24 protein-coding genes and 1 tRNA gene are annotated in these 22270 nt (G+C 58.0%); 9 read left to right on the top strand and 16 right to left on the bottom strand.

The genetic code is table 11. The annotated features are described in order from the left end of the window. The first annotated feature begins 101 nt into the window (after nucleotides 1-101). The gene (locus AC3GOJ_RS02535; protein WP_488235890.1) at nucleotides 102-1682 is read left to right on the top strand and encodes a DEAD/DEAH box helicase; all 1581 of its coding nucleotides are present in this window, start codon (nucleotides 102-104) and stop codon (nucleotides 1680-1682) included. Nucleotides 1683-1692: 10 nt separating this feature from the next. Beyond that, a complete protein-coding gene (locus AC3GOJ_RS02540) occupies nucleotides 1693-2253 on the top strand; it encodes a cob(I)yrinic acid a,c-diamide adenosyltransferase (protein ID WP_488235891.1) in 561 nt (186 codons plus the stop codon). 71 nt (nucleotides 2254-2324) lie between these two features. Here the strand turns inward: AC3GOJ_RS02540 and aroG are convergent, their stop codons facing one another. Beyond that, entirely contained in the window at nucleotides 2325-3416 is a 1092-nt protein-coding gene (aroG, locus tag AC3GOJ_RS02545) for a 3-deoxy-7-phosphoheptulonate synthase AroG (protein WP_488235892.1), read from the bottom strand. A 16-nt stretch (nucleotides 3417-3432) separates the two neighbouring features. Then, nucleotides 3433-4977, bottom strand: coding sequence for a 2-isopropylmalate synthase (locus AC3GOJ_RS02550; protein ID WP_488235893.1), 1545 nt, complete (start codon nucleotides 4975-4977; stop codon nucleotides 3433-3435). Between the two features lie 314 nt (nucleotides 4978-5291). Between AC3GOJ_RS02550 and AC3GOJ_RS02555 the strand changes: the two genes are divergently transcribed. Next, the gene (locus AC3GOJ_RS02555; protein ID WP_488235894.1) at nucleotides 5292-5834 is read left to right on the top strand and encodes a hydrolase; all 543 of its coding nucleotides are present in this window, start codon (nucleotides 5292-5294) and stop codon (nucleotides 5832-5834) included. A 4-nt stretch (nucleotides 5835-5838) separates the two neighbouring features. Here the strand turns inward: AC3GOJ_RS02555 and AC3GOJ_RS02560 are convergent, their stop codons facing one another. After that, nucleotides 5839-6153: a thioredoxin family protein gene (locus tag AC3GOJ_RS02560; protein ID WP_488235895.1), complete on the bottom strand. Its 315-nt coding sequence runs from the start codon at nucleotides 6151-6153 to the stop codon at nucleotides 5839-5841. A gap of 38 nt (nucleotides 6154-6191) precedes the next feature. Between AC3GOJ_RS02560 and AC3GOJ_RS02565 the strand changes: the two genes are divergently transcribed. Next, nucleotides 6192-8177 (top strand): peptidase U32 family protein, encoded by a 1986-nt coding sequence (locus tag AC3GOJ_RS02565; RefSeq protein ID WP_488235896.1) that lies wholly within the window; start codon nucleotides 6192-6194, stop codon nucleotides 8175-8177. Nucleotides 8178-8183: 6 nt separating this feature from the next. Here the strand turns inward: AC3GOJ_RS02565 and AC3GOJ_RS02570 are convergent, their stop codons facing one another. From AC3GOJ_RS02570 to AC3GOJ_RS02620, 11 genes are all read right to left on the bottom strand, one after another. Then, nucleotides 8184-8630 (bottom strand): YaiI/YqxD family protein, encoded by a 447-nt coding sequence (locus AC3GOJ_RS02570; RefSeq protein WP_488235897.1) that lies wholly within the window; start codon nucleotides 8628-8630, stop codon nucleotides 8184-8186. A gap of 50 nt (nucleotides 8631-8680) precedes the next feature. Next, a tRNA-Thr gene (locus AC3GOJ_RS02575) sits at nucleotides 8681-8756 on the bottom strand. A 25-nt stretch (nucleotides 8757-8781) separates the two neighbouring features. Next, nucleotides 8782-9225 (bottom strand): type IV pilus modification PilV family protein, encoded by a 444-nt coding sequence (locus tag AC3GOJ_RS02580; RefSeq protein ID WP_488235898.1) that lies wholly within the window; start codon nucleotides 9223-9225, stop codon nucleotides 8782-8784. Continuing rightward, nucleotides 9222-10331: a hypothetical protein gene (locus AC3GOJ_RS02585; RefSeq protein ID WP_488235899.1), complete on the bottom strand. Its 1110-nt coding sequence runs from the start codon at nucleotides 10329-10331 to the stop codon at nucleotides 9222-9224. The genes AC3GOJ_RS02580 and AC3GOJ_RS02585 overlap by 4 nt, the downstream gene beginning before the upstream one ends. After that, nucleotides 10328-10984: a prepilin-type N-terminal cleavage/methylation domain-containing protein gene (locus AC3GOJ_RS02590; protein ID WP_488235900.1), complete on the bottom strand. Its 657-nt coding sequence runs from the start codon at nucleotides 10982-10984 to the stop codon at nucleotides 10328-10330. Before AC3GOJ_RS02590 ends, AC3GOJ_RS02585 begins: the two co-directional genes overlap by 4 nt. Nucleotides 10985-10990: 6 nt before the next feature. Next, entirely contained in the window at nucleotides 10991-11428 is a 438-nt protein-coding gene (locus tag AC3GOJ_RS02595) for a type IV pilin protein (protein WP_488235901.1), read from the bottom strand. A 1-nt stretch (nucleotide 11429) separates the two neighbouring features. Continuing rightward, nucleotides 11430-12188, bottom strand: coding sequence for a CDP-diacylglycerol--serine O-phosphatidyltransferase (pssA, locus tag AC3GOJ_RS02600; protein WP_488235902.1), 759 nt, complete (start codon nucleotides 12186-12188; stop codon nucleotides 11430-11432). A gap of 9 nt (nucleotides 12189-12197) precedes the next feature. Continuing rightward, nucleotides 12198-12836 (bottom strand): phosphatidylserine decarboxylase, encoded by a 639-nt coding sequence (locus AC3GOJ_RS02605; RefSeq protein ID WP_488235903.1) that lies wholly within the window; start codon nucleotides 12834-12836, stop codon nucleotides 12198-12200. Between the two features lie 9 nt (nucleotides 12837-12845). Further along, nucleotides 12846-13862 carry a ketol-acid reductoisomerase gene (gene ilvC / locus AC3GOJ_RS02610; RefSeq protein WP_488235904.1) on the bottom strand — a complete coding sequence of 339 codons (1017 nt, stop codon included), beginning with the start codon at nucleotides 13860-13862 and terminating at the stop codon, nucleotides 12846-12848. Between the two features lie 37 nt (nucleotides 13863-13899). Beyond that, the gene (ilvN, locus tag AC3GOJ_RS02615; protein WP_488235905.1) at nucleotides 13900-14391 is read right to left on the bottom strand and encodes an acetolactate synthase small subunit; all 492 of its coding nucleotides are present in this window, start codon (nucleotides 14389-14391) and stop codon (nucleotides 13900-13902) included. Between the two features lie 10 nt (nucleotides 14392-14401). After that, nucleotides 14402-16120: an acetolactate synthase 3 catalytic subunit gene (locus AC3GOJ_RS02620; protein ID WP_488235906.1), complete on the bottom strand. Its 1719-nt coding sequence runs from the start codon at nucleotides 16118-16120 to the stop codon at nucleotides 14402-14404. A gap of 186 nt (nucleotides 16121-16306) precedes the next feature. On the opposite strand from AC3GOJ_RS02620, the gene AC3GOJ_RS02625 reads away from it, so the two are divergent. From AC3GOJ_RS02625 to AC3GOJ_RS02640, 4 genes are read left to right on the top strand one after another with little or no spacing between them, the layout of a single operon-like run. After that, nucleotides 16307-16876, top strand: coding sequence for an RNA polymerase sigma factor (locus tag AC3GOJ_RS02625; RefSeq protein ID WP_488235907.1), 570 nt, complete (start codon nucleotides 16307-16309; stop codon nucleotides 16874-16876). After that, nucleotides 16873-17310: a DUF3619 family protein gene (locus AC3GOJ_RS02630; protein WP_488235908.1), complete on the top strand. Its 438-nt coding sequence runs from the start codon at nucleotides 16873-16875 to the stop codon at nucleotides 17308-17310. The genes AC3GOJ_RS02625 and AC3GOJ_RS02630 overlap by 4 nt, the downstream gene beginning before the upstream one ends. Next, nucleotides 17274-18002 (top strand): DUF3106 domain-containing protein, encoded by a 729-nt coding sequence (locus AC3GOJ_RS02635; RefSeq protein WP_488235909.1) that lies wholly within the window; start codon nucleotides 17274-17276, stop codon nucleotides 18000-18002. The genes AC3GOJ_RS02630 and AC3GOJ_RS02635 overlap by 37 nt, the downstream gene beginning before the upstream one ends. Continuing rightward, nucleotides 17989-18432 (top strand): RDD family protein, encoded by a 444-nt coding sequence (locus AC3GOJ_RS02640; protein ID WP_488235910.1) that lies wholly within the window; start codon nucleotides 17989-17991, stop codon nucleotides 18430-18432. The genes AC3GOJ_RS02635 and AC3GOJ_RS02640 overlap by 14 nt, the downstream gene beginning before the upstream one ends. Here AC3GOJ_RS02640 and lptG read toward each other — a convergent pair. Further along, nucleotides 18429-19499 carry an LPS export ABC transporter permease LptG gene (gene lptG, locus AC3GOJ_RS02645; RefSeq protein WP_488235911.1) on the bottom strand — a complete coding sequence of 357 codons (1071 nt, stop codon included), beginning with the start codon at nucleotides 19497-19499 and terminating at the stop codon, nucleotides 18429-18431. The genes AC3GOJ_RS02640 and lptG overlap by 4 nt on opposite strands. A gap of 1 nt (nucleotide 19500) precedes the next feature. Then, nucleotides 19501-20607 carry an LPS export ABC transporter permease LptF gene (gene lptF / locus AC3GOJ_RS02650; RefSeq protein WP_488235912.1) on the bottom strand — a complete coding sequence of 369 codons (1107 nt, stop codon included), beginning with the start codon at nucleotides 20605-20607 and terminating at the stop codon, nucleotides 19501-19503. Between the two features lie 149 nt (nucleotides 20608-20756). Here lptF and AC3GOJ_RS02655 point away from each other — a divergent pair, with 149 nt between their 5' ends. Continuing rightward, entirely contained in the window at nucleotides 20757-22250 is a 1494-nt protein-coding gene (locus tag AC3GOJ_RS02655; RefSeq protein WP_488235913.1) for a leucyl aminopeptidase, read from the top strand. The last annotated feature ends 20 nt before the right edge of the window (nucleotides 22251-22270 follow it).

Raw genomic sequence — 22270 nt, forward strand, 5'->3', positions numbered from 1 at the left:
GCGAGACGCCCTCCAAACAAGCATGGGGGATCTGCGCCAAAACCCTGAATTATACGGATTTAAACCCTAATTCTGGCATTTTGGCTGTGTATAATCGGCACATGACTGATTTGACTGCGGACACAGCACCGCCTATTCCCACTTTCGCCGAACTAGGCCTCGACCCGGCGATTGTACGAGCCATTACCGAAACCGGTTACACCATACCAACGCCCATTCAGGCGGCGGCCATTCCTGCAGTGATGCAGGGACGGGATCTCAAGGCCTGCGCCCAGACGGGCACGGGTAAAACTGCCGCGTTCAGCCTGCCGCTGCTGCAACGTCTGCTGCCGCATGCCAACAGCAGCACATCGCCAGCCAAGCACCCGGTGCGGGCCCTGATTCTGACACCGACCCGCGAACTGGCGATTCAGGTCTACGACAACCTCAAAACTTACGGCAAACACCTGCCCTACCGCATTGCTTGCGTCTACGGCGGGACGGACATCAAACCGCAGATCGCCGAACTGAAGCTCGGCGTTGAATTTCTGGTGGCCACGCCCGGCCGTTTCCTCGACCTGGTAGAACAGAAAGCCGTCAGCCTGCATTCCGTGCAGGCACTGGTTCTGGATGAAGCGGACCGCATGCTGGACATGGGCTTTATCCCGGACATCCAGCGCATCATCAATATGCTGCCCAAGACCCGCCAGGGTCTGCTGTTCTCGGCCACCTTCTCGGCCGAGATCCAGAAGCTGGCCGACACCATGCTGCAGCAACCGGAATTCATTGAGGTCGCCAAACGCAACAGCGTGTCGGACACCATCACCCACCAGGTGCACCCGGTGGCCGAGCACCGCAAACTGCCGCTGCTGGTCAACCTGCTACGCACTGGCCAGCTGACCCAGGTCCTGGTCTTTGTACGGACCAAACAGGGCTGTAGCCGTCTGGCGCGTGCCCTCAGTCACGCCGGCATCAAGGCAGATTCGATCCACGGGGACAAATCCCAGTCGGAACGCATGAAGGCACTGAACGCGTTCAAGGATGGCAATATTCAAACCCTGGTCGCCACGGATGTGGCTGCCCGCGGTATCGATATCGACGAACTGCCTTTTGTCGTCAATTATGAGCTCCCACACACCCCGGAAGACTACGTCCATCGCATCGGCCGCACTGGCCGTGCCGGCAACCTGGGCAACGCCGTATCGCTGGTCTGCACCGACGAAATCGGCTACCTGTCAGATATTGAAAAACTCATCAACAAATCGATCATTCAGAGCATCGTGCCCGGCTTCGAACCCGAAGAGGATTGGGAATATCCGCCCTCCGGCAAGAAGCGCGTGCGCAGCGCCCTGAACACGCAACGCCCGCAGGACAGGTCCACGGATAGGCCACAACGTGAAACCCGCGGGGATCGTACAGATCGTCGTGACGGCGAAGCACGCCGCGAACGTGAACCCCGCGCCGAGCGAGGAGAACGGGGCGATCGTGATGTCTACAATCGACGCCGTCCGGCACCCGGTTACACGCCGCCGCGCCTGACCAAAGTCGCGGCCGATGGCTTTGACTTCACCAAACCTTACGAAGCGGGTGGCATAGCAGACCAGTCTGCCACGCAGGCCACCACAGCCACGACTGCCCCGCGGCGCCCGACCCGGATGGTCGCGGCCCTGCTGGGTGGATTAAAGAAAAATACGACCGCCTGAGGAGATCAGCATGGGTAATCGACTGAGTAAAATCGTCACCCGCACGGGTGACAGCGGCACCACCGGCCTGGGCGATGGCTCGCGCGTTGGCAAAGACAGTCCGCGCATTGATACGCTCGGCGAAATTGACGAGCTCAATTCAGCCATCGGTGTACTGCTGGCCGAAGAATTTCCGGCTGCCTGCGCCAACATCCGTGAAGCGCTGCTGACCGTGCAGAACCATCTCTTCGATCTGGGTGGCGAAATCTGCATACCCGGTCACAAGTGTATTGGCGAAGATCATGTCGCCCAACTGGAAGGCTGGGCAGAGGCTTACAACGAACAACTCACCCCGCTCAAGGAATTCATCCTACCCGGCGGTACTCGACCCGCAGCGCTGGCGCATCTGGCACGCACCATTTGCCGTCGTGCCGAACGCTCCATCGTGCACCTGGGCCACAACGAAGCCGTTTCAGACCACGCCCGTCAGTACCTGAACCGCTTGTCAGACCTGCTGTTCGTGATCGGGCGGACACTCAACAAACTGGGTGGCCATGGCGACATTCTCTGGCTGCACAACCGCGCCAAATAAAACGCTACCACCCATGAAAAAGCCCGGCACAGTCTTCATGACTGCCCGGGCTTTTTCATTGATAGGCGGACCTATTTATCGGCTAGTACCAGACGACGCTGGCGTACGCCCTCTGCTAGCTGGTTGAGCAGCGTCACACTATCTTCCCAGTTGATACAGGCATCGGTAATGCTTACGCCATACGCCAGCGGCTTACCCGCCACCAGATCCTGGCGGCCCGCATTGATGTGCGATTCCACCATCACGCCCATGATGCGCTCTTCACCGGCAGCCAGCTGACCGGCCACATCCGTGGCCACTTCCATCTGGCGCTGATATTCCTTGCGGCTGTTGCCATGAGAGAAATCAATCATCACGCGGCCTGCCACACCGGATTTAGCCATTTCCGTGCAGGCGGCATCAATACTGGCGGCATCATAGTTCGGTTCTTTACCTCCCCGCAGAATCACATGACAGTCTTCGTTGCCGACGGTCTGCACAATGGCGGCATGGCCGGATTTAGTCACCGACAGGAAGTGATGTGGTGACTGCGCCGAACGAATGGCATCCATGGCAATACGCACGTTACCGTCGGTACCATTTTTAAAGCCGACTGGGCACGACAAACCCGACGCCAGCTCGCGGTGCACCTGCGATTCTGTAGTACGTGCACCAATGGCACCCCAGCTGATCAGATCCGCCACATACTGCGGCGTGATCATATCAAGGAACTCGGTGGCACACGGCAGACCGATCGTGTTGACATCCAGCAGCAGCTTGCGCGCACGACGCAGGCCTTCGTTGATGTCAAAGCTGTTGTCCAGATGAGGATCGTTGATCAATCCTTTCCAACCCACCGTCGTACGCGGCTTCTCGAAGTAGACGCGCATCACGATCAGCAGATCGTCCGACAGGCGATCGGCCTCCTGTACCATGCGACGTGCGTAGTCCAACGCCATCTCGTTGTCATGTACGGAACACGGGCCGATCACAACCACCAGACGGTCATCGGCACCGTGCAGCACCCGGTGAATACCCTTACGGGCGGCGGTAACCCGCTGTGCAACGGCCGGACTGACTGGAAATGCGCCCAGCACACTAGCCGGTGGTGCTAGCTCACTTATCGCAGCAATACGTACATCATCCGTATTGCCAGCCACGTGTTTATTCTGTGTTTCAACCATGATTTTCCCTGAGTTCTCAAATGCCTTCTTGCGGATTGAGCTTGGCCGGTTCGTTGTGCAAGCGGTTCAATGCATTCAGATACGCCTTGACCGATGCAATCACGATATCGGTGTCTGCACCGCTACCGTTAACCACACGGCCGCCTTTGGACAAACGCACCGTCACATCGCCCTGAGCATCCGTGCCGGAAGTGATGTTGTTAACCGAATAGAGCAGGAGTTCGCTACCGCTGTTGAGCACGGACTCAATGGCTTTGAAGGTGGCATCCACCGGGCCGGAGCCTGTCGACTCTCCCTGTTTCTCTTCACCGCCCACCGACAGCGTCAAACGGGCTAACGGGGTTTCGCCCGTTTCCGACGTCACTTGCGAGTAGGTCAGCTTGTAGTGCTCCGTTTCCGGCGTCACGGCTTCATCCGACAACAGGGCCTGAAGGTCTTCGTCAAAAATCTCATGCTTCTTGTCGGCGAGCTCCTTGAACTTGGCAAACGCCGAATTCAAGGCTTCTTCGCTGTCGAGCACCACGCCCAACTCGTTCAAACGTGATTTGAACGCGTTGCGGCCGGAGTGTTTGCCGAGCACCAGCTTGTTCTGGGACCAGCCCACATCTTCTGCGCGCATGATCTCGTAGGTTTCGCGATGCTTGAGCACGCCATCCTGGTGAATACCGGACTCATGGGCAAAGGCATTGGCACCGACAATGGCCTTGTTCGGCTGCACCGGATAACCGGTGATCTGCGAAATAAGCTTCGAGGCCGGCACGATCTGCGTGGCATCGATCCCGGTTTCTACCGGGAAGATATCGGCACGGGTACGCACCGCCATCACCACTTCTTCGAGCGAGGCATTCCCGGCGCGCTCACCGAGGCCGTTAACCGTACATTCCACCTGCCGCGCCCCGGCCATCACCGCGGACAACGAGTTCGCTACGGCCAAGCCGAGGTCATTGTGGCAATGTACCGACCAAATGACTTTATCGGAGCCCGGCACGCGCTCGATGAGCTGACGGATAATCTCGCCGTACTGGCTGGGCAGGGTGTAACCCACCGTGTCCGGCACATTGAGCGTTGTAGCACCGGCCTTGATCACGGCCTCGAATACACGGCAAAGAAAGTCAATGTCCGATCGACCGGCATCTTCCGCCGAAAACTCCACATCATCCGTGTACTGACGGGCCCAGCCGATGGCCTTGACGGCCTGCTCGACCACCTGATCCGGTGTCATACGGAGTTTCTTTTCCATATGGATCGGACTGGTGGCGATAAAGGTATGCACACGCTTGCGCGGTGCCGGGGCAATCGCCTCACCCGCACGACGAATATCATTTTCGTTGGCACGGGCCAGGGAACAGACGGTTGATTCACGCACCACCTGGGCAATCGAATTGATTGCATCAAAGTCGCCCGGCGACGCTGCGGCAAAGCCGGCTTCGATGACGTCCACGCGCATACGCTCCAGTTGACGGGCCACGCGGATCTTTTCGTCCTTGGTCATCGACGCACCCGGGCTCTGTTCGCCATCACGCAAGGTGGTATCAAAAATAATCAATTGGTCTTTTTTCATGTCAGGCTCCTGAAGGCCGGGTCTCTGATGACCCAACCTGAAATCGGTATGAGGTCCGGTAAGTACCGGAATCGTCTTGGCTGCGAAGGGGGTGTTTAGTCTGTGCGCGCCACGCGCAGCAGCGGCCGAGCACCCAGCAGCAGATGCAGCCAATACGTCGCCCGACCACCCGAGGTGGCCTTTTGAGCGAGAAGTATCGTGAACATTGCAGACATGACCTGTAATATAAGGCCTAGAAGCGCAGCTGGCAATTGTTTTTTCCTATAACTTCAATAGGTTCGCTCTTGAACCTTCTGTGCAAAGAAGGAGCACCCATGAAGCTTGATGCTAAGCGGTCAGTCCTGCTCATCGTCGACCTGCAGGATGGCCTATTGCCCGTAATCGAGGGTGCCGAAAGTGTTGTCGAAAACACCCGATGGCTGGCCGGGGTCGCCCGAGCAATCAGCGTCCCGATTATTTTGACCGAGCACTACATCAAAGGGGTCGGCCCCACGACGGAAAGCATACGCGACCTGACCACCCCAAACGAACGGGTTGAAAAAATTCATTTTTCAGCCGTTGCCGAAGGCAATTTGCTCAGCCACGCGGGCGGGCAACGACAACAATGGGTCGTCTGTGGTACGGAATCCCATGTCTGTGTCCAGCAGACCGTGCTTGACCTTCTGGCCGCCGGCAGGGAGGTGGCTGTCGTTGAAGAAGCCGTCGGCTCCCGTAAAGCCTCAGACAAGGCCTTGGCGCTCGAACGGATGCGTCAGTTGGGGGCTCAGATTGTTTCTCGGGAAATGGTGGCATTTGAATGGCTGCACCGAGCTGATACCGCGCTTTTTCGGACCATTCTCAAAACTTATATTCGATGATCACTCACAAAGCACTGAAGCCCGCATCAACTTCAGACGGGGTCGTCGCCCGGATAACACGTGCGACTTCCTGACCGTCCTGCATAAAAATCAGCGCCGGCCAGAGTTTCACGCTGAACGTTCTCCCTAAGCGACGCCCCTTACCATCTTCGATCCGCAAATGGCGGACATTCGGGTGGCGCTGCAGAGCATCAGCCACCAGCGGCTGCACTGCCTGACAATGTGGGCATTCGTTAATACCGAACTCCAGCAGCACAGGGCCACGCAGGGCATCGACATCTGCGCGCGTCGGTTCTGGCGTAAAAGGAACAGGGGGCATGGCGCACTCCTAAACAAGGTAGCGCTATCATAGCGCCCATGCTGCCACATCATCTAGAGCTTCTTGCCCCCGCCCGTGATGCCGACATCGGTATCGAAGCCGTACTACATGGCGCTGACGCCGTTTATATTGGCGGCCCCTCGTTTGGTGCACGCGCCGCTGCCGATAACAGCGTGCAGGAAATAGCCCGTCTGGCAAAGTTTGCCCACCGCTTCAACAGTCGCATCTTCGTCACGCTCAACACCATTCTGCGCGACGACGAACTGGAACCGGCGCGTAAACTGGCCTGGCAACTTTACGATGCCGGTGTCGATGCGCTGATCATTCAGGACATGGGCCTGCTGGAAATTGACCTACCGCCAATCCAGCTGCATGCCAGTACCCAGACCGATATCCGTACCCCGGAAAAAGCCCGCTTCATGCAGGACTGCGGTCTATCCCAGATCGTACTGGCGCGCGAACTGACCCTCGAGCAGATTGATGCTATCGACTCCGCCCTCGGGCCGCGGAATGCAACAAACCGGGCGGCACTCGAATTCTTTATTCATGGCGCACTCTGCGTTGCCTACAGTGGCCTCTGCTACATCAGCCACGCCCATACTGGGCGCAGCGCCAACCGGGGTGATTGTTCGCAGGCCTGCCGCCTGCCTTATGAAGTGAAAGACGCTCAGGGCCGTATCGTTGCGCACGACAAACACGTGCTATCAATGAAAGACAACAACCAGAGCGACAATCTGCGCGCGCTCATTGACGCCGGCATCCGCAGCTTCAAGATTGAAGGCCGTTACAAAGATATGGCCTACGTCAAAAACATCACGGCACACTACCGCCTTCTACTTGACGAGATTCTGGATGAGCGCCCGGAACTGGCCCGCAGCTCCAGCGGTCACAGCACCTTCAGCTTTACCCCCGACCCCAATCAAAATTTCAATCGCGAATTTACCGATTACTTTGTCCAGGGTCGCAAGGAAGACATTGGTGCCTTTGATACGCCCAAGAACCCGGGGCAGCCGATAGGCTGGATTAGCAAAGTGCGGACAGATCATCTGGAGCTCACCACCGACCAACCCGATACCCAACTGAACAATGGTGACGGGCTTTGTTATTACGACCTACAGAAAACCTTAGTCGGCCTGCAGATCAATAGAGCAGAAGCTACCGCACAGTCCGGCATCTGGAAACTCTGGCCCAAAGATCCCATCGCCAGCTTCAAAGATTTACGCGCTGAGGTGCAAATCAACCGTAACCGCGACATGCAGTGGACGCGCACGCTGGATAAGAAATCCGCGGAACGCCTGATCGATCTGTACATTGCGCTACGCGACGATGGGCAAGGCCTGACACTAGAACTGATGGATGCAGATGGCCATAGCGGCAGCGCCACGCTTGATGGTCATTTTCAGGTTGCCAACGATCCGATGCAATCTGAAACCAAACTACGCGATGGCCTGCAGCGTCTGGGCGATACGATTTTCAACCCGGTGAGCGTCACAATCAACCTGTCGCAGCCCTGGTTTATACCGGCCTCGCAACTCAATGCCTTGCGACGATCGGCTGTTGAAGCCCTCGAAACAGCGAGAACAAATGCCTGGCATCGACTGCCCCGCGCCACCCCGGTTTCACCTCCGGTGGCTTACCCGGAAGACTCGCTCAGCTACCTGGCCAATGTCTTTAACGAAAAGGCACATAACTTCTATGCCAAACATGGCGTCAAAGTGATTGATGCCGCTTACGAATCGCACGAAGAAGCGGGCGAAGTCAGCCTAATGATCACCAAGCACTGTGTACGCTTCTCGCTGAACCTTTGCCCCAAACAGGCCAAAGGAGTGACGGGTGTTCAAGGCACAGTACGTGCCGAGCCGCTTCAACTAATCAACGGTAAAGAGAAGCTCACACTCCGCTTTGATTGCAAACCCTGCGAGATGCATGTGATGGGTAAGATCAAGCAAAGTGTGCTCAAAACGGCCGCAACCAGCCCTCTTACTTTTTATAGAACCCGGCCAGATGCCAAGGGCGCGCACTAGCTGAAACTATGGGCGCTTCGCCAGCAACTGGTCTAGCTGGTTGGCGAACGCCTGAATATCCGATTTGGATAGCCCAGCCGGACCGCCGGTATCCACACCACTACTGCGCAGCCCTTCCATGAAGTTCCGCATCGTGAGCCGCCCATCAATATTGTGCTGATTGAGTAGTTCACCTCGCGGATCAATCACATGAGCGCCTTTGGCAATCACCTGCGCCGCCAGCGGGATATCTGCGGTAACCACCAGGTCACCCTGGCCAGCCTCCTGCACAATCCGCTGGTCCGCCACATCAAAACCGGCTGGCACCTGCAACGCTCTGATCCAGGGCGATGGCGGTACGCGCAACATCTGGTTGGCGATTAAAGTCACGGATACTTTAGCCCGATTCGCTGCCCGATACAGCACTTCCTTAATGGCAACCGGACAAGCGTCTGCATCAACCCAGATTTTCATAAGCGGCCTAATGAAAAAGCCCCGGCAAGTGCCGAGGCTTTGAATGGAGATGGTGCCGACGATCGGAATCGAACTGACGACCTTCGCATTACGAATGCGCTGCTCTACCAACTGAGCTACGTCGGCTCCAAGTCGCGCATTATAACAAAATTTACGGCAATGTTTCCCGTGTCGGCGGACCAGACTGAATCAGCCATGCCTGAGCACCCAGATCCGGTAGCAGTAGTTTGGCCGGCAAATCGAGGGAGCGCGCATCATCTGAGCTAGGCTCATGCCAGCGGAGGGTAATTTCAGTCTCGGCCAGCTCACCGACTACGCCCCAGGTCCATGAGCGCTGCAGCACCATGCCATGAACCAAAAGGGCGTCATTACCCGATCCGATGGGGCGCCCAGCCGCCAGATCGAACCGCAATGACGCCAGCTTATCCTCCGCCAGACGGATTGCCGTGTCGTTAAGGACGCTGGCCGACGTCTGAGTAAGCATCCCCATTTGAAGGCGAGCCAAGCCAACGAAGCCACCGGCAAGAATCAGTAACGCGATGAGCACTTCAATCAGGCTGAAGCCATCCTGCGTGTTGTGAACGTCCCGCCTCATTCGCCGTCACTCCAGCTGCCGGGAATGGGTACAAAACGGCCCAATCGCGTTTGAGCGATCTGCAAAACGACGGGGTTGTAACGATAGGAGCCGGCCGTTTCGATACGCAGATCCTGCTCGGCGATCACCGCGCCTTCGACGCCACCTTGCGTGACCGACAAGCGCGTCTGTGGGGCCATACTGTAGACCACGCCCGTGACTCTGGCGCCTCCGGTAATTTCCAGAGCGCCACTGGCAATAATGACGACAGGTGCCGATGCGCTACCAATCACACCCGAAGACAGCCGGGCATTGCCATCGATCCAGAGTACCCGGCTACCGGCAGCAGCGAGTGTGGCGGCACATTCACCATTACAGCGTACCCGGGTAGCCGTATTCTGAATGGCCGTTTTGTCGGCACCGAACCAGTATTGAAAAAACTGGCTGGCCGACATGTTGGCAAAACCTTTGTCTGATAGAACCCGTGCCGCCCCCGGCTCTTGACCAGGCACCGTCATCTGGATGACGCTGTCGTCAACCACGGCCTCTTTGCCGGTATGCAGCAACATACCCCGCACGGCAGCACTCTGATTCGTCAGCGTGGCAGATCCGGTGGCGGTCAGCGCACCGCGTGTACTCATGAGTGCATAGGGAATGCGGTGAATACCGCCACGCATGGCCAATGCCTGGCTGACAATGGCACGGCCTTGGGTACAATCGGCCACGCACCCGTTACTCTGCAATTGCAACCGGATATCTGACTGGCCCAGACTCAGGCCTTTGATACTGACGCTGGCCGATAGCGATGCACCAACCGGCACCTGATGCACAGGCACCAGCACCGTATCGTAGGTACCTGCCCCTTTTTTGTCGGCCAGAATCAGCGCTCGCTGCACCGGATCATTGAGCTTGGTGATCACCACCGCCAGGCCCGATTCTGCTGCGGCATAGGCAAGCCGGTGCGTATATCCCTGATGGGTCATGCGCCAATCCAGCAGCAGATTACGCTGCGTAAAAAGCAGGACAAGCGCTGCAGCTGCCAGCAAGATTAAAGCCACCGGTAGGACTCCAGCACCGCGCTGCCCCACGCTGGCGGCTCTAGAAAACTGACGCACTGGGCGGCTCATGGCATGGCCTGGGGATTACGCCAGGTCACCCGACTTTCGAGGTGCCGCTCGATGTCCGGGGCGGTTTTAAGATGCCCCGTCAGCGTGATATGCACTGCCGGCAATATCAGCGTCAAATCGCCTCGGCTCACACTCATGACATCGGCCTGAAACTGTACCGTGCTCACGTGCATGAAGGCCGGATCTGTAATGGTTTCCGGCGCTGCTGCCGTACCGGTGTGCATGAGCACCGTACCGGCTTTGGCATCATGAGTGAAACGACCGCTGGTCAGTTTGCCATCAGACTCGCGATAGCCGTAGCTGATGGAGGCGCCCGAGAGACCCTCGCGAAATCCTTCGCCGTCAATCATGGGTGGCGCTGGCTGATTTTGCATAAAACGTGCCGGTTGCCCCAGATCAGCCGCGGCTGCAGGAAAGCCACCGGCACGGCGGATATCCTGCACCATGATGTCCATCACCGTTCGTAAATCCTGCTCCAGCCGTGTAACTTGCAGCGTGCTGCGATTGCTTTCCATCAGCAAGGACGTCATTTGCAGCACCCCGGCGAGCACGGTCAGACCGAGCACCATGGCAATCAGCAGTTCGAGGATCGAAATACCTTGCTGCCGATCACGCAGTGGCGAGCACGGTGCAGCGAATCGGGGCCGGCTCATCGCCGATCACTGTTGCCAGCAAGCGGCGGGTTCATAACGCGTATCCAGCCCTTTGACGAGAAGCATGAGTCTACTGCAGGAGACACCCGACTGCTCATCGCTGACCTGAGCATCACCGGCGAGCGCCTGCGCGATCAGTTGGTAATCTTGTGCCCCAGCAGGCTGCAATGAGAGCTGATAATGTTTGGCAACCGCTGCTGTGGTGCTCCAGGCACTGGGCAGCGCGGGCGATGCACCCATCTTTGCCACACGTTGTTTTTCAACGGCTAGCTGCATACGCAGCAATTCGGCCCGGGCATCGGCTCGGGCGCTCCGCTTCAGGTAATTGCTGTAGGTCGGATAGGCAACCCCCGCCAGCAGGCCTACGACGACCAGAACGATAAGGAGCTCAATCAGGGTAAAGCCCGGTTGCCGCTGCCTGGCGGAACATCCGGGCGTGAACATGTCAGACCTGGGGACGACGCTGCCGCTTCGGCAGAATGGTCATGACATAGCCCGATAGGGCGTAGACCAGGAAGATGCCGAACAACCAACCCGGCGGGTAGCTGGAGATCAACACCAGTGCCAGCGCAAAGGCGGCAACCACCACAAACGGGACACTCTTACGCAGGTTGATGTCTTTGAACGAGTAAAACCGGACATTGGTCACCATGGTGACACCGGCAAAGATCGTGACTGCGGCCGCCAGCCAGGAGACATCCGGCCCGGCCACCCCCAGATCACCCATCACCCAGATAAAGCCGACGACCAGTGAGGCTGCGGCTGGGCTCGGTAGCCCCTGGAAATAACGCTTATCGACGACTTCCAGGCTGGTATTAAAGCGCGCCAGACGCAAAGCAGCGCCCGCACAGTAAAGAAAAGCTGCCATCCAGCCGAACTTGCCCATGCCACGCAAAGCCCATTCGTACACAATCAGGGCCGGTGCAGCACCAAACGACACCATGTCGGAGAGGGAGTCATATTCGGCACCGAAGGCGCTTTGGGTTTTGGTCATACGGGCCACGCGCCCATCGAGGCCATCGAGGACCATAGCGACAAACACCGCCACGGCGGCCTGCTCATACGCGCCATTCATTGCCTGAACAATGGCATAGAACCCAGCAAACAGCGCCCCCGTTGTAAACAGGTTCGGCAGAATGTAGATACCCCGACGTTTGACCTCGGGGTTAAACAGGGCTTTACGCGGCTTTTTTTCAGGGAACATGCGGTCAGCTTAATCCAGTTCGGCGATTACCGTGGATGAAGCATACACCTTCTCGCCGATGCTGACTTTAACTTTGGCATCCAGCGGCAGGTAGAAATCAACGCGGGAACCGAAACGGATAAAACCGTAACGCTCACCCGGGTTATAACGATCGCCGACGTTGGCGTAGTTCAGAATGCGGCGAGCCACCAGGCCGGCAATCTGCACACAGGTAATATCCTGTCCCGCCGGGGTGCGCAAATGCAATGCACAACGTTCGTTATGTTCGGAGGCTTTGTCGAGTGCCGCATTGAGGAAGCTCCCCGCGACATACCACTTGCCCACCACCTCGCAGGTCGTCGGAATACGGTTCGAATGCACGTTGAACACGTTCATGAAAACGCTAACCTTGAGCGCACGACGATTCAGCCAGGGGTCATCCGCTTCGGCCACCACAATGACGCGGCCATCCGCAGACGACACCACACTGTTCGGACCACCGGCAACCACCCGCGGTGGATCACGGAAAAACTGCACCACGAAGATGGCGATCGGCCAGAGCAACCAGGCCAGACCGCTATCAAGGATCGATGCCAGAACGGCCGCACCCAGTGCTAGGCCAATAAAAGGCCAGCCTTCTTTGGCTAACAATGGATGCGGGTAGTTCATCACTGATCCTTAGTTCTTGGTTTGGTCAACGAGCTTGTTCTTGGCAATCCATGGCATCATGGCGCGCAGCTGGGCACCGACCACTTCGATCGGATGAGCGGCGTTCAAACGACGACGGGCCGTCATTTCCGGATAGTTGGTGCGGCCTTCCAGGATGAAGCGCTTGGCGTATTCACCGTTCTGGATGTTGCGCAGGCACTCACGCATGCCTTCACGAGCCTGCTCGGCGATCACGCGCTGGCCGGTAACATACTCACCGTACTCGGCGTTGTTCGAGATCGAGTAGTTCATGTTGGCGATGCCACCTTCGTACATCAGGTCGACGATCAGCTTCAGTTCATGCAGGCACTCGAAGTAGGCCATTTCCGGCGCGTAACCGGCTTCAGTCAGGGTTTCGAAACCCATCTTGACCAGCTCGACAGCACCGCCGCACAGCACAGCCTGCTCACCGAACAGGTCGGTTTCGGTTTCTTCGCGGAACGAGGTTTCAATCACGCCACCCTTGGTGCCACCGTTGGCAGCGGCGTACGACAGGGCGATATCACGCGCCTTGCCCGACTTGTCCTGGTAGAGGGCGATCAGCGACGGCACACCACCGCCCTTGAGGTATTCCGAACGCACGGTGTGGCCCGGGCCTTTCGGGGCAACCATGATCACGTCGATATCTTCGCGCGGCACCACCTGGTTGTAATGCACGTTGAAACCATGGGCAAAAGCCAGAGCAGCACCAGCCTTCATGTTCGGTGCGACGTCCTTGTTGTACACGTCCGGAATGTTTTCGTCCGGCAACAGAATCATGACGACGTCAGCGTTCTTGACGGCTGCAGCGATTTCTTCAACTTTCAGGCCAGCGGCTTCGGCCTTGGCCCACGATGCACCACCCTTACGCAGGGCAACGGTCACGTTGACGCCCGAATCACGCAGGTTCTGTGCGTGTGCGTGGCCTTGCGAACCGTAACCAACGATGGTGACCTGCTTGCCCTTGATCAGCGAGAGATCGGCGTCCTTGTCGTAATAAACCTTCATGATGTTCCTTTCGGGAAAAATTCAGAAAAATTAAAAATCAAACCTTCAGCATGCGGTCGCCACGACCAATACCCGAAACGCCTGAGCGGACAGTTTCGAGAATCAGCACAGGGTCGATCGCAGCAATGAACGAATCCAGCTTGTTGGAGGTGCCGGTCAGTTCAATCACATAGGCAGAGTCCGTGACATCAATGATCTTGCCGCGGAAGATGTCCGCCAGACGCTTCATCTCTTCACGATCCTTACCGGTGGCGCGCACCTTGATCATGAGCAGTTCGCGCTCAACATGCGGCGCTTCTGACAGATCAATCACTTTGACCACGTCCACCAGCTTATTGAGCTGCTTGGTGATCTGCTCGACGATATCGTCACTACCCGAGGTCACCAGCGTGATACGCGACAGCGACGGGTCTTCCGTCGGTGCCACGGTCAGCGACTGGATGTTATAGCCGCGCGCCGAGAACAGACCGGCCACACGGGACAGGGCACCCGATTCGTTTTCGAGCAGGATGGAAATAATGTGTCGCATCGCTTGCTCCTTATAGGTGATCGTCAGCCAGAACCATATCGGTCAGGCCCTTGCCGGCCGACACCATCGGGAAGACGTTCGCCGTCGGATCGATGATGAAGTCCATGAACACGAGATCGTTCTTATGCTTGTCGGAGAATGCCAGCTCGAGTGCCGGGCCCACATCTTCCGGCCGCTCAATGCGCATGCCAACATGGCCATAGGCCTCGGCCAGCTTCATGAAGTCGGGCAGCGACGACATGTAGGAATGCGAGTAGCGGTTGTCGTAAAACATCTCCTGCCACTGACGCACCATCCCCAGGTAACCGTTGTTCAGGTTGATGATCTTGACCGGCACGTCGTACTGCTTGCAGGTCGAGAGTTCCTGAATGCACATCTGGATCGACGCTTCACCGGTCACACACGCAACGGTGGCACCCGGGTTGGCATAACGCACGCCCATGGCATACGGCAGGCCCACACCCATCGTGCCGAGACCACCGGAATTGATCCAGCGACGCGGCTTATCGAATTTGTAATACTGCGCGGCGAACATCTGATGCTGGCCCACGTCGGATGTGACAAAGGCATCACCCTTGGTCACTTCCCACAGCTTTTCAACCACCGACTGCGGCATGATCTTGTCCGGGCTGGTACGGTACTTCAGGCTCTCGCGGCCTCGCCATTCGGCGATGGTTTCCCACCACTGGGCAACGGCAGCATCCGGCTTGGTGCCAATAGCCTCAAGCTGCTTGGTCAGTTCGTCCAGCACATCCGGTACGTTACCGACGATGGGCACATCGACTTTTACGCGCTTCGAAATCGACGATGGGTCGATATCGATATGAATGATCTTGCGCGGGTGCGTAGCGAAGTCTTCCGGATTACCGATCACACGGTCGTCAAAACGGGCGCCAATCGCTAACAGCACATCACAGTGCTGCATGGCCATGTTGGCTTCATACGTGCCATGCATGCCGGGCATGCCCATGAACTGTTTGTCGGTTGCCGGATAGGCACCGAGACCCATGAGCGTGTTGGTGATCGGGAAACCGAGGTAACGCACCAATTTGGTCAGCGGTTCGGCAGCATCGGAGAGAATCACGCCGCCGCCGGTGTAAATCATCGGTCGCTTGGCCTCCAGCAGCAGATGCGCCGCCTTCTTGATCTGGCCCTGATGACCCTTCACGACCGGGTTATACGAGCGGATATTCACGGTGTCCGGGTAGTGGAATTCGGTTTTGTGCGCCGTGACGTCCTTCGGAATATCGATCAGCACCGGGCCTGGACGGCCGCTGCGCGCAATATGGAAGGCTTTTTTGACGGTCTCGGCCAGATCCTTGACGTCCTTGACCAGGAAGTTGTGCTTGACGCATGGACGGGTGATGCCGACGGCATCACTTTCCTGGAAGGCATCCTGACCGATGTAGAAGGTCGGCACCTGACCGCTGATCACGACCAGCGGAATCGAATCGTAATAGGCCGTGGCAATACCGGTCACGGCATTGGTCAGACCGGGGCCCGAGGTCACCAGCGCGACGCCAACGCGTTGCGACGAACGCGAATAGGCATCGGCTGCGTGCACGGCAGCCTGCTCGTGTCGCACCAGAACGTGATGGATTGTGTCCTGCTTGAAGAGCTCGTCGTAAATATGAAGGACCGAGCCACCGGGGTAACCGAAAATCGTATCAACGTTTTCAGCCTGCAGACATTTAACAAGAATCTCTGCGCCACTCATTGCTGCTGACATACACACCTCCTCGCGAAGCGTCACTTCGCCTTGCCCCTATCCGGCGCGCACACCTTGTGAGTGGCTCCGACAACAGGGTTGTGGTTACGGGGAAAACCGCCAATGATAGCTACAGGAGCGTTTTTGGGCAAGACTTGTTAGAATCGCGCCCACTGATGGAGTTTTCCTGCAACTGGAGCGGATTGCTTGGCCACCCCTCGCGAACTGGACGCTTTTCTCGCTGATGTCGAGCGCCGGGCCTATAAAACGGCCTGGTTTGCCGTGCATAACGAAGAAAATGCCCTCGATATCGTGCAGGACAGCATGCTCAAGCTGGCTGAAAACTATGGCGACCGGCCGGCCGAAGAACTGCCGGCGCTATTCCAGCGGATTTTGCAGAACACGATCCGCGATTTCTACCGACGGACCAAAGTCAGAAGCACCTGGACCACGCTCTTTTCAGCGCTCGGCGGCAACAATGACGACGATGAGGATGACCAGGAGCGCATCGACCGGCTGCGTGACCCGAATGCCGAACCCCAGGCGACCCCGGAAACAGCCCTGGAACAGCGCCGGCTCCTGGAAATCCTGGAAAATGAACTGGCCAAGCTGCCAGCACGTCAACGAGAAGCCTTCCTGCTGCGTTATTGGGAAGGATTGGACACTGCAGAGACGGCCGAAGCCATGGGTTGCTCCCAGGGCAGCGTCAAAACCCACTGCTCGCGCGCTACCCAGGCGCTAGCAGCGGCTCTGAAAGAAAAAGGAATACAGCTATGACCCACGAATCGCACCACCCGACCCCGCCGCAGGACGACCTGCTGGCCAAGGCCATGGCGCAGGCGCTGGATCAAAGCACTGCCGTGTTACCCAGCCGCATCACTGCCCGCCTGGCCCAGATGCGCGAGCAGGCGCTATGCCATCAGAAACAGTTTCAGAGCGCCTTGCAACTGGCTGGACAAGGCACGCACCGCGTCATTGGCAGCCTGTTCGGTGACACCTTTGGCTCTGCGACGGACTGGCGCCGCTGGGCCGCATCAGCCGGCATCCTGTTACTGACGGGTGTATTCATGTTCTGGCAGGCACAAAGCCAGATCGAAGACCTGGCTAGCGAAGACAGCGCCCTGCTGAGTGAAGCGCTACCGCCTCATGCACTGATCGATAAGGGATTCCAGACATGGCTTTCCAGCGGATCGCCGGCCGAAACGGACTGATTCTGCTGACGCTACTCGTCACCATCATTGCGGTGGTGGTGGGCTATCCGCGCGTACGCCCCAACCAGGACACACCGAGTGGTGTGCGGGTTGCCGTCGCCCCGCAGCCGGACTGGAAGGACCTGAACATCAACCAGAAAACAATTCTGGCACCGCTGGAAGAAGACTGGAACAACATGGAGCGATTCCGGCGGAAAAAATGGCTGGAAATTGCGGCACGGTACCCGGATCTGAGCGAGGCCGAACAGGAACGGATCCGCGAACGCATGCAGGCCTGGGCCAGCCTAACGCCGGCCCAACGCCAGGCCGCTCGCGAACGCTTTCGGGAGCTGAGCCGGCAGACCAACGCCGAAGAGCGCGAAGCCCTCGCCCAAAAATGGGCGGATTACCAGAATCTGCCGGAAAGCGTGCGCGCCCGCCTGGAAGAAGAAGCCCGCGAACTGGATAAAGCCAATAAGCGAGCTGCCCGCACACCATCCGTCGATGGCAAGCCGATGGCAACCACCACCAAAGAAGGCGCCTTGCCCAGCGGCACCGTGGCCGGCACGCTGGCCACCGCACCCTCTGCCGTCAAGGTCGTACCGCCCAAACCCGCACTCCCCGCCAGCCCGCTGACCTTTGCACCGGCCAAACCGCCCGAAGAACCGGCCGCACCGGCGGCTGTGGAGCCCACAAGCAATGACAGTCGTTGAACGGGCACCGCTGGGCCGCCGCCTGGGTAGCCTGCTCTATGAAGCCCTGGTCATTGTGGCACTGGGGGTCTTCCTGTTTCTGCTCCCTCTGGCGCTCTTTGCCGGTGTCAGCCGCCTCATGCCCGGCCCCGGTTTGCTCTGGCTTTATCTTTTTCTGCTGCTCGGCACCTATTTTGTCTGGTGCTGGGTTCGCGCCGGCCAGACACTGGCCATGAAAACCTGGCGGCTTTATCTGGTTGATGCGCGAACGGGCAACCATCTGCGGCCGTTACAGGCGCTGGTGCGGTATGGCATGGCCTGGATCTGCTGGCCCACAGGCCTGGCAGTGCTCTGGTGTGCACTGGATCCGGACAGACAGTTTCTGCACGACCGCATTGCCGGCAGCCGCATCGTGTACACCCCCAAACCGCCGAACCACTCAAACGATTAACGTTTCTCGGCGCGTTTGAGCAATCCGATCGCAGCCCCCATAAACAGAATCATCGGCAGCGCCGCGGTCACAAAAGGGGACCAGTTGTTAATGGCGCCCAGGCTGGAGACTAGCCCGTTCAGCATGTAGAACAGGGCACCAATCATCACCCCGGCAAAAATGCGCAGACTAACACCACCCACGCGATCATGGCGGTAAGCGAAGGGTAAAGCCAGCGCCATCATGACCAGGATCGACAGGGGATAAAACACCTTTTTCCAGGTGGCGATCACGTAGGTGTCGCTCCCCAGGCCATTACGCTTGAGATGCTGAATATAGGTATAGAGCTCATACACCGACATCAGGTGCGGGCGAACCAACAGTACCTGCAGGACTTCCGGGGTAATCGCGGATTGCCAGGCCTTGCTGGGCAACTGCACCTGACGGACACGCTGGCCATCCAGCACGGTTTCCGAGACCTCGTTCAGCATCCACGTATCCGGTGCCTGGAAGGTGGCCGATTTGGCATAGGACACGCGGTCCAGCGTCATATCCTTGCGGAACTGGTAAATCCGTACCGATTCCAGACGACCGTCCGGCCGCAGGGCATTGATATTGGCGAAGGTTTTGTCATCCTTGACCCAGACGCCGGACTGCAGCCCCTGGGTAATGGTGCCGCTCATGGCCTTGACCCGCCACTCCTGGGCTTTCTGTTCGGCTGGCGCCACGACAAACTCGCCCAAGATAAAGGTGGCCAGGACCAGCCAGAATCCAACACGCATCAGGGTCGTCAGCAACTGCGTGCTGGAAACTCCCGACACGCGTAATACGTTGATTTCAGAATGCCGTGCCAGATTCGACAAGGCATAGAGCGAGCCAATCAGCACACAAATCGGCATGAGTTCGTAAATCCGGCCCGGCTGGATCAGTGCCACATACACAATGGCTTGGTAAAGCTTGTAACCGCCCTCGCCCAGTTTGCCCAGCTCGCCCATCAGGTCGAAGAACGCAAAGAGCACCATGAACGCACCGAGAATCAGCAGTGTGGCAAGTAACACCTCACGACCGACATATTTGCGATAGATCATGTCAGGCTCCTGCGCGGGCGGTACCCCGCAGACGGCGGCGCGAACCCCGAGTGGTGGCCGTCATGCGGTAATAGAAGCCAAAGACCAGTACCGATAACATGATCAGATGCGGCACCACCAATCCGACCACAAACGGCAAACGTCCCTGAATCACCCAGGCCCGGGCAATCGTCATCAGATTGATATACACAAAATAAACCAGCAACGCCAGAATCATGTTGGCCGAACGGCCGGCACGCGGGTTGACGTAAGACAATGGAATCGCCAGCAGCGCCAGCATGACCACCATCATCGTGGTACCGACACGTGTCACCACATCGCCCAGGCTTTCCCGCGTCGGATTGATGAGCAGCTCTCGGGTCGGTGTGCTGTCCTGATGTCGCATGCTGCTGTCCGAGGCCTTGGTTTCCACACGGAAACCGTATTGTTCGTAGGCCATTTCCCGCAATTCCGGAGAATTCGGCTTCAATTCGTATCGATGGCCCTGTTCCAGCACGATGAAGCGGTCACCGTTCTCGTGCACTTCCTGTCGACCACGCTCCGCCACGGTGATGCCCAGCTTATCCGGCTGATTATCGCTGACAAAAATATTCTGGACTGTGTCACCGGATTTATCGGCGGACTCGATAAAAAAGATCCGGCGCCCATCGCTTGATTCGCGAAACACGCCCGGACGCACCAGGCCTAGTTCGTTCTTGTCCGAAACCTGTTTGCGGTATTTCAGGCTCTCGCCATGCGCCCAGGGCACCAGTTCCTGGGTCAGCGCGCCCACCACCAACATAATCGGAATGGCAAACACCAGTACTGGCCGGATCCATGCGGTCAGTGGCTGTCCGGCACTGAACCAGACGGTCATTTCGGAATCCCGATACCAGCGTGACAGTGTCAGCAGGATCGCCATGAAGCAGGCCAGCGACAAGAGAATTGGCAAAAAATTGAAGATGGCAAAACCCAGCAATGGCCCCACAGCACCGGCCGATACCTTGCCAATAGTGGCTTCGTTAAGCAGGCGCACCAAAAACGTGGTCAACAGAATGACCAGCAAGGCCACCGAAATGGCGACCGCATTTTGGACGAATTCCCGCCGCATGGCGCGCGCAAAGATCATGATCGGTAAATATGCTTCAAAACAGTGCGGCCAGGGTAACGAGGGAATTCGGTTCCAGATTTTGACGAAAAGCGCTGCCGGCAGGGATAATCACAGGTTAAAGTTTGCAGTGCAAACCCTAAGCATTCTATTTCCTTCCGGAGAATCCGATGAAATTTAGCACAAAAACCGGCGCCCCCCAGTCTTTGAGCACCGATGCCCTGATTCTGGGTGTGTTTGAACAGGGTGCCCAACCTGCAGCGACGGCCGCCATCGACGAGGCAACCAAGGGGCTCATCGGCCGTCTTCTCAAGCAGGGCGACTTTACAGGCAAGCCCGGCAGCACACTGGTGGTGCGACATCCGGAAGGCATCAAGGCCGCACGTCTGGTCCTCGTCGGACTCGGCAGCGCCGATGAACTGAACCACAAAGGCTGGGCACAGGCCAACAGGACAGCCACCCAGGCCGTACTGGGCACCAATGCCGCAGATGCCGTCAACACCCTGGCAAGTATCAGCCTCAAAGACCTGCCGGCCGCTACTGCGCTCCGCCAGAGCATCGTGCTCACGGGCGAATGTACTTACCGCTTTGACACCTTCAAAACCACGCCGAAAGCAACGCCCGTCAAACTCAAGTCCGTCACCCTGCTACTGGCGGAGAGGGCCAATAAGGCCACGCAGGATGCCGTTGCCCAGGGCGCTGCCATTGTTGACGGTATGAATCTGACGCGTGACCTGGGCAACCTGCCGGGCAATATCTGCACACCGACGTATCTGGCCAATGAGGCCAAAAAACTGGCCAAGACCTTTGGCCTGAAGTGCCTGATTCTCGAAAAAGCCGCCATGGAAAAGCTGGGCATGCATTCGCTGCTCGCTGTGGCCAAAGGCTCACACCAGCCGCCGAAGTTCATTGTGCTGGAATACAACGGTGGCAAAAAAACCGAAAAACCGGTCGTGCTGGTCGGCAAGGGCATCACCTTCGACACCGGCGGCATCTCGCTGAAGCCGGCCGCCGAAATGGACGAAATGAAATACGACATGTGCGGCGCTGCCAGTGTACTGGGCACGCTGCGCGCCGTGGCCGGCATGAAGCTGCCGATCAATCTGGTGGTCATTGTGCCGACCACGGAAAACATGCCGGGTGGCAGCGCCACCCGTCCGGGTGACATTGTGACTTCAATGTCGGGCCAGACGATTGAGATTCTGAATACCGACGCCGAAGGCCGTCTGATTCTGTGCGACGCCCTGACCTACGCCGAGCGATTCAAGCCCGCCGCCGTGGTGGATGTCGCCACATTGACTGGCGCCTGTGTCGTGGCTCTGGGCCAGGTCGCCACTGGTCTGCTCGGTAACAACGACCCGCTGATCGACGAACTACGCAACGCGGGCACAGCGACGATGGATCGCGCCTGGCAGCTGCCACTGTGGGATGACTATCAGGATCTGCTGAAGAGCCCCTTTGCCGACATGGCCAACATCGGTGGCCGCTGGGGTGGCACCATCACGGCCGCCTGCTTCCTGTCGCGTTTCACCAAGGCTTACCCGTGGGCCCACCTGGACATCGCCGGCACGGCCTGGGTGCAGGGCAAAGACAAGGGTGCCACGGGTCGCCCGGTGCCGCTGCTGACGCGCTTCCTGATGGCACGCGCCGGAAAACATGATTAACGGACACCTTCGAAAACCGT

This window comes from Fluviibacter sp. (assembly GCF_057744235.1).